The following is a 6,200-nucleotide window of genomic DNA, read 5'->3' as shown; positions in this document are numbered from 1 at the left end:
AAAGATACCGACAGCGGAAATGACACGGATGGGGATGGGTCGCACATTCACTCCTTTTTGCTAACTACAAGCTAACTTTTTGATGCCTGCCACATCTACAACAGAGGCTTAAGCCGTCACCCGACTTGATCCGTCAATAACACTCGCCAAGCTATATTCAGCTGGTGATTTGCACGCGAATGACACTACTAAGCAGCAGCCGCTCCGTCATATAGCGCTTTGAAGTCATTCATGCCGAAGGAGCCCACCACATTCTGCGCATCATCCAAGAACTCATACATGGTGCCGTCGGTACCGCGAATGCTAAAGAGAATCACCACGTCCTGATCACCACCGCCTTCGCAATGGGGTTCCTCACTGGCCGGACTAACGGTATAGCAACCGGTGGGCCGCACTTCTTTCAAACTGCCATCAGGCTCATAGAGACGATGCTCACCCTGGATGACCAGCATGTGATTGAGCGCTGTGTGGCGGTGCAAAATTATTCTTTCATTGGCCTCAAATTTCAGTAACACATCAACGATCTGCTGGTCCGCGTCGACATCCAGAATATGGTAATGCAGGTGTTCAATACCCTCTAGCTGACGCCAATCAATTTGACTATCGTCAAAAGTGTGATGATCCATGATTGAATTGCTCCTTTAGCTATTATCTATGCTGCTCACCTAATACTTCGAGCAGTTTAGCCTAGATGCCGCATCACATATGCTCGTCGGCAGAATGCCCTAGTTCTCCCAAGAATCACCATAGGGGCAAGATGCAGGAAATCGTGAGCACGTTTTTCAGGGGAGAAAGCGGCGCTTGTATCAAAAACTCGCTGACGGCACACTCGACGGCCTCTTATCTCATCCGCCCTCCTCATGGTGTGAGCCCTATGAAGTCAGTTCCTTCACCGTTCATTGGCCTGTCGCTTCTATCTATTGTCTTAAGCTTTATCTTCCACGCAGGCTCGGCTAACGCCGGTGATTTCGACCTCCTCATTCGCGGAGGATCCATCTACGATGGAACCGGTCGGGACCCTGTGGTTGCGGATATCGCCATACGCGATGATCAAATTGTCGCCATGGGCTGGGGACTCGGAGGTGCTGACACGGTGATTGATGCCACGGGGCTTGCGGTCGCCCCGGGCTTTATCAACATGCTCAGTTGGGCCACCGAGGATCTCATAGAGGATGGCCGCTCTCTTAGTGACATTCGCCAAGGTGTAACCCTTGAAGTGATGGGCGAAGGCTGGTCTATGGGGCCTGTGAATGATCGGCTCAAAACGGTAGCACTGCAGCGTCAAAGCGATATTCGTTACGACATCTCCTGGCGCACGCTGGGAGGTTATCTACAACATCTGGAGGATAAAGGCATATCGACTAACGTGGCCTCCTTCGTCGGTGCTACTACTTTGCGTATTCACGAGATAGGCTTTGAAGACCGCCCTCCCACCGCAGAGGAATTACAGCGCATGCAGGCGCTGGTGCGTGAGGCAATGGAAGAAGGTGCCCTGGGTGTCGGAAGCTCGCTCATCTATGCTCCCGCGTTTTATGCCAGCACCGAGGAGTTAATCGCTTTGTGCAAGGTGGCCGCCGAGTACGGTGGTCGTTACATCTCCCACATGCGCAGCGAATCTGCCAAGCTTCCAGAAGCCATCGATGAATTGATTCGCATTGCTGACGAAGCGGGCATTGGCGCCGAGATTTACCATCTAAAGGCAGCCGGTGTGACTAATCACGACAAGCTGGAGACGGCTATCACGCGCATCGAGGAGGCTCGCGCCCGAGGTCTGGATATTACCGCTGACATGTATACCTATACCGCCGGTGCGACGGGGCTTGATGCCTCCATGCCGCCTTGGGTGCAAGAAGGTGGCTATGAGGCATGGGCCCAGCGTTTGGCAGACCCAGAAATTCGTGAACGTTTGCGACAGGAAATCTCGACCCCCGGTGATGACTGGGAAAACCTCTACGCTGAGGCTGGCGATGCCGAAAAGCTGCTACTAACGAGTTTTCGTAATCCAGACTTACGCAAGTACACCGGCATGACTCTGGCCGCGGTAGCCAAGGATCGCGGGCAGAGTCCCATCGATACCATGATGGACCTGGTCATCGAAGACGGTAGTCGCGTGGGTACTGTGTACTTCCTCATGAATGAAGATAACGTCCGTCGCAAAATCACCCTCCCATGGATGGCCTTTGGCTCAGACTCAGGATCTATGGCGCCCGAGGGCGTATTCCTCAACAGCAATCCGCATCCGCGAGGTTACGGCAACTTCGCGCGACTTTTAGGGCGTTACGTCCGTGATGAACAACTTATCTCTCTTCCTGAGGCAATCCATCGTCTCACCGGCTTCCCGGCGGCTAACCTCAAGCTCCGGGGCCGCGGCATACTAAAGCCCGGCAACTATGCGGACATCGTCGTGTTCGATCCCGCCGCCATTGTGGATCACGCGACCTTCGCGAACCCGCACCAGTTGGCTACCGGAGTACGCGATGTGGTCGTAAATGGAGCGATAGTGCTTCGCGACGGGAAACATACTGACGCCTTGCCTGGACGATTTGTCCGCGGCCCCGGTTTTGCTGGACCCGTAATACCTGTTCCGTATCAGTAATAACTTGCCGCCATTGAACCTGCGAAGGCTTGTTTTGACTTCTATGCAGCTTGCGCTCCAGCGAGTTGTACATAGCTTTGAGGCCGCACTACACTCAGAACTCAAGTCATATTAACAACCACAACTATAAAGATGACCTTATGCGAATGATCTCAAGACTCAGAAAAGTGCCTGCCTTGGGGCGACCACTCATGTTGTTGGCCGCCTTGGCAATACTGGGCGCCTGCTCAGAACAAAAACCTGAGTCTTCGACCGAAAGCGCAGCGCAAGTCAGCCCCGATAAAAGTGCGTTCGCGGCAGTGACTACGCAGCGAATCATTGACACCGGCGCTAGCGACGAGTGGCTCACTTACGGTGGCAGCTATGACGAGCAACGGCACTCCTCGCTGACGGCTTTGAACCGCGAAACAGTAACTAATCTGGGCGTCGCCTGGACCTATGATCTACAGACCAATCGGGGCGTCGAGTCCACCCCCATCGTTGTGGATGGCGTGATGTACGTCACCTCGGCCTGGTCGCTTGTGTATGCACTGGATGCTGCAACAGGTAAAGAGCTTTGGGTATACAACCCCGAGGTCGACAAGGCGGTTGGCGTGAATGCCTGCTGCGACGTGGTCAATCGCGGCGTTGCGGTTTACGAAGGTCAGGTATTTGTCGGCGTGATCGACGGACGCCTCGAGGCACTCGACGCGGCTACCGGCAAGCGTAACTGGAGCGTTGTCACCGTAGACCAGAGCAAGCCCTACACAATCACCGGCGCCCCGCGCGTAGTCAACGGCAAGGTACTGATCGGCAACGGTGGCGCCGAGCTAGGTGTCCGCGGCTATCTCAGCGCCTATGATGCAAACAGTGGTGATAAAGTCTGGCGTTTCTACACTGTGCCAAATCCCAACAAAGAGCCCGATAACGAAATCTCCGACGAGGTCTTTGCAAAGCTAGGCAACGATAGCTGGGGCGACGACGGCCACTGGGTCACCGACGGCGGTGGTGGCACTGTCTGGGACTCCATTGTGTATGACGACGTCAATGATCAAATCGTTTTCGGTGTCGGCAACGGCTCTCCCTGGAACCGTAACTTCCGCGATCCAGCAGGCGGTGACAATCTCTTTCTGTCCTCCATTGTTGCTGTCGATGCAGATACCGGTCGGTATCGTTGGCATTTTCAGACAACGCCTGGCGACAACTGGGACTATACGGCCACACAGAGCATTATCCTTGCTGACTTACCCCTGGGTGATGAAGGATCGCCTGTGCGGGTCGCGATGCAAGCGCCAAAAAATGGGTTTTTCTATGTCATCAATGCCACAAACGGTGAGTTTATATCCGGTGAGGCTTTTGGCCCTGTTAGCTGGGCCACAGGCCTTGATAAGAATGGGCGACCCATAGAAGCCGAAGGCGCGCGCTACGGAAAAAATCCGGTAACACTGCTCCCAGGGCCTTCAGGCGCTCACAACTGGCATCCCATGGCCTACAACCCCGAGTTGGAGCTGGCGTACATACCGGCACAAGAAATCCCCGCCACCTACGCCGAGGACAGCCGCTTTTCCGCCGGCTCAACTGCATGGAATACCGGAGCAGACTTTGCGGCAGGCACACCACCGATTTTGAGCCCTGCGGACCTGAAAGCTGCGCGAGCGGCATTAAAAGGACGACTTATCGCTTGGGATCCCAAGGTGCAAGAGGCGCGCTGGTCGGTAGAACACGCCAACGCATGGAATGGCGGCGTACTGTCGACAGCAGGCGGCTTGGTTTTTCAGGGTCGACTGGACGGTGTGTTCGTGGCCTACGATGCCGCAACGGGCGAAGCACTGTGGTCTTACGACCTGCACTCCGGTGCAAACGCGGGACCTGCGACCTTTTCTATAGACAATACGCAGTACGTCACCATCACTACAGGCTGGGGCTCGCTTTATGCGCTCACCGCAGGGTATGCCTACGATGAAGCGCTCGCCCCCACGGTTGGAAAAGTAGTCACCTTCAAGCTTGGCGGCACCAAGAGCATCGCTGAGCCGGACCTACCCCAGGTAGATCGCTCAACCCTGGCCGTCGCTTTTGGCAGCGAGGAGATGCTCCGTGAAGGACTGGTTCATTACGCAAGAAACTGCCTGGTGTGCCACGGCCCCTTTGCAGCAAGCTCCGGGGTCTTGCCTGATTTGCGCTGGTCGCCTATTACGGCAAATGCCGATGCATGGAACAGCGTGGTAATCGATGGAATCCTTGCAAAAAACGGCATGGTGTCTTTTGCAGAGTATTTGACTAACGAAGACGCGGAAGCAATCCGTGCCTATGTGGTCAGTCAGGCGCGTGCCGACATGAACATCAGAGGTGTTGATTAACACGATAGGCTCTTGCCTCAGAAAATTATCACAGCGCCCCCAGGCGCGTCGAAGAGCCTGGTTGGGGCGGCCAAGAAAAGAGGTCTCGTGATAATAGCCCGAACCATCGGGTGAGCTTTTTGAAAAGTAATCGTTGCTAACACAACAGCGATTCTGGCGAGCTATCACCGGATTTACCGAATGCCAGGATGTCTTATTGGTCTCCATGACTCTCAAGCGATTGCAGCTGGAGACGATTTCCAAAGGATCGGTCACTTCCGCGTCCCAAAGCTCTAGATTCCCCCAACTCTCCTAAGTCCATTGAGGTGAGATGTCATGCAAGAGATTCCAGGTCTTTAATCCGCCACTAATCAGTCAATTTAACAAATTTATCGGAATCAACTTGGCGAACGCATTACGAAGAGTTAGTTTGCTGACACTTATTCATTGTGTCGATCATTTCGAGAAGACTTATCGATCGACGATCAAACCGGAGACAGCTGCGTGGCATATGAGTTAACTGGAAAGGTAAAGCTAATCCAGGATCCAAAGACATTTGACAGTGGATTCACCAAACGAGAAATGGTGGTGGTTGTCGAAGATGGAAAATATCCCCAGGAAATCAATCTCGAGTTTGTCCAAGACAAGGCAGCTTTGCTTGATGCTCTTGAGCCAGGGCAGGAAGTAACTGTGACATTTGATATTCGTGGCCGGGAGTACAACGGCCGGTACTTCAACAATCTTCAGGGATGGAAGGTCACTCAACTGGGAAGCAATACCGAAGAACCACCCCCGCCATCAGAGCAGTATTACCCTAACCCCTCTGATTTTGAGGACGACATACCCTTTTAAGAGAGCTTGAGCTAGAACGTCAGGGTAAACATTGCGCCTTGGGGGTCAGCATCCGCAATAGATATTGATCCGCCGTGAGCGATCATGATTTGTCGACTCAGTGCCAAGCCAACGCCGCTCCCCTCACGTTTTGTCGTAAAAAAGGGCACAAATATTTTCCGTTTCAGCTCGCCGGATATACCTGGGCCGTTGTCGATAACGTCGATACAGATATTACGGCGCCGGTTAAGCCTTGCTCGCACTAGCAACCGAGGCCCTGACCGCTCTCGCAGCGCGTGCTGGGCATTCTGGACGAGATTGATAAGCACCTGCTCAAGCATGCCGACCGAATAGTCCGACTGCACTCGGCCTACAGACCCAAGGACGCGCCGCCACTTCTCACCGTGCGATCCGCCGGCCGAATGATGGAGGCGGTGAGGAGCTACGCGCCGGATCTC

General features: G+C 54.1%; 5 protein-coding genes. 3 read left to right on the top strand and 2 right to left on the bottom strand.

The features are described 5' to 3' along the window. Window positions 1-188: 188 nt before the first annotated feature. Window positions 189-626, bottom strand: coding sequence for a cupin domain-containing protein (locus ACI9KD_RS16610; protein ID WP_414982285.1), 438 nt, complete (start codon window positions 624-626; stop codon window positions 189-191). Window positions 627-874: 248 nt separating this feature from the next. Between ACI9KD_RS16610 and ACI9KD_RS16605 the strand changes: the two genes are divergently transcribed. The 3 genes from ACI9KD_RS16605 to ACI9KD_RS16595 all read left to right on the top strand — a co-directional run bounded on the left by ACI9KD_RS16605 (window position 875) and on the right by ACI9KD_RS16595 (window position 5,763). After that, on the top strand, window positions 875-2,596 hold the full coding sequence (locus ACI9KD_RS16605; protein ID WP_414982284.1) for an N-acyl-D-amino-acid deacylase family protein: 1,722 nt from the start codon (window positions 875-877) through the stop codon (window positions 2,594-2,596). A 140-nt stretch (window positions 2,597-2,736) separates the two neighbouring features. Beyond that, window positions 2,737-4,932 carry a PQQ-dependent dehydrogenase, methanol/ethanol family gene (locus tag ACI9KD_RS16600; RefSeq protein WP_414982283.1) on the top strand — a complete coding sequence of 732 codons (2,196 nt, stop codon included), beginning with the start codon at window positions 2,737-2,739 and terminating at the stop codon, window positions 4,930-4,932. A 483-nt stretch (window positions 4,933-5,415) separates the two neighbouring features. Continuing rightward, a complete protein-coding gene (locus tag ACI9KD_RS16595) occupies window positions 5,416-5,763 on the top strand; it encodes a DUF3127 domain-containing protein (protein WP_414982282.1) in 348 nt (115 codons plus the stop codon). An 11-nt stretch (window positions 5,764-5,774) separates the two neighbouring features. On the opposite strand, the gene ACI9KD_RS16590 is transcribed toward ACI9KD_RS16595, so the two are convergent. Then, window positions 5,775-6,200, bottom strand: a 426-nt coding sequence (locus ACI9KD_RS16590; protein WP_414982281.1) for a sensor histidine kinase, incomplete at its 5' end; no start/stop codon positions are given.

The sequence above is a fragment of the Congregibacter sp. genome (assembly GCF_047617445.1).
Lineage (GTDB): Bacteria > Pseudomonadota > Gammaproteobacteria > Pseudomonadales > Halieaceae > Congregibacter.
This window is presented reverse-complemented; position numbering and strand designations above follow the sequence as displayed.

Coding starts and splice junctions, on each gene's coding strand:
- ACI9KD_RS16610 (WP_414982285.1), bottom strand. CDS start 626: ATGGATCATCACACTTTTGACGATAGTCAAATTGATTGGCGTCAGCTA.
- ACI9KD_RS16605 (WP_414982284.1), top strand. CDS start 875: ATGAAGTCAGTTCCTTCACCGTTCATTGGCCTGTCGCTTCTATCTATT.
- ACI9KD_RS16600 (WP_414982283.1), top strand. CDS start 2,737: ATGCGAATGATCTCAAGACTCAGAAAAGTGCCTGCCTTGGGGCGACCA.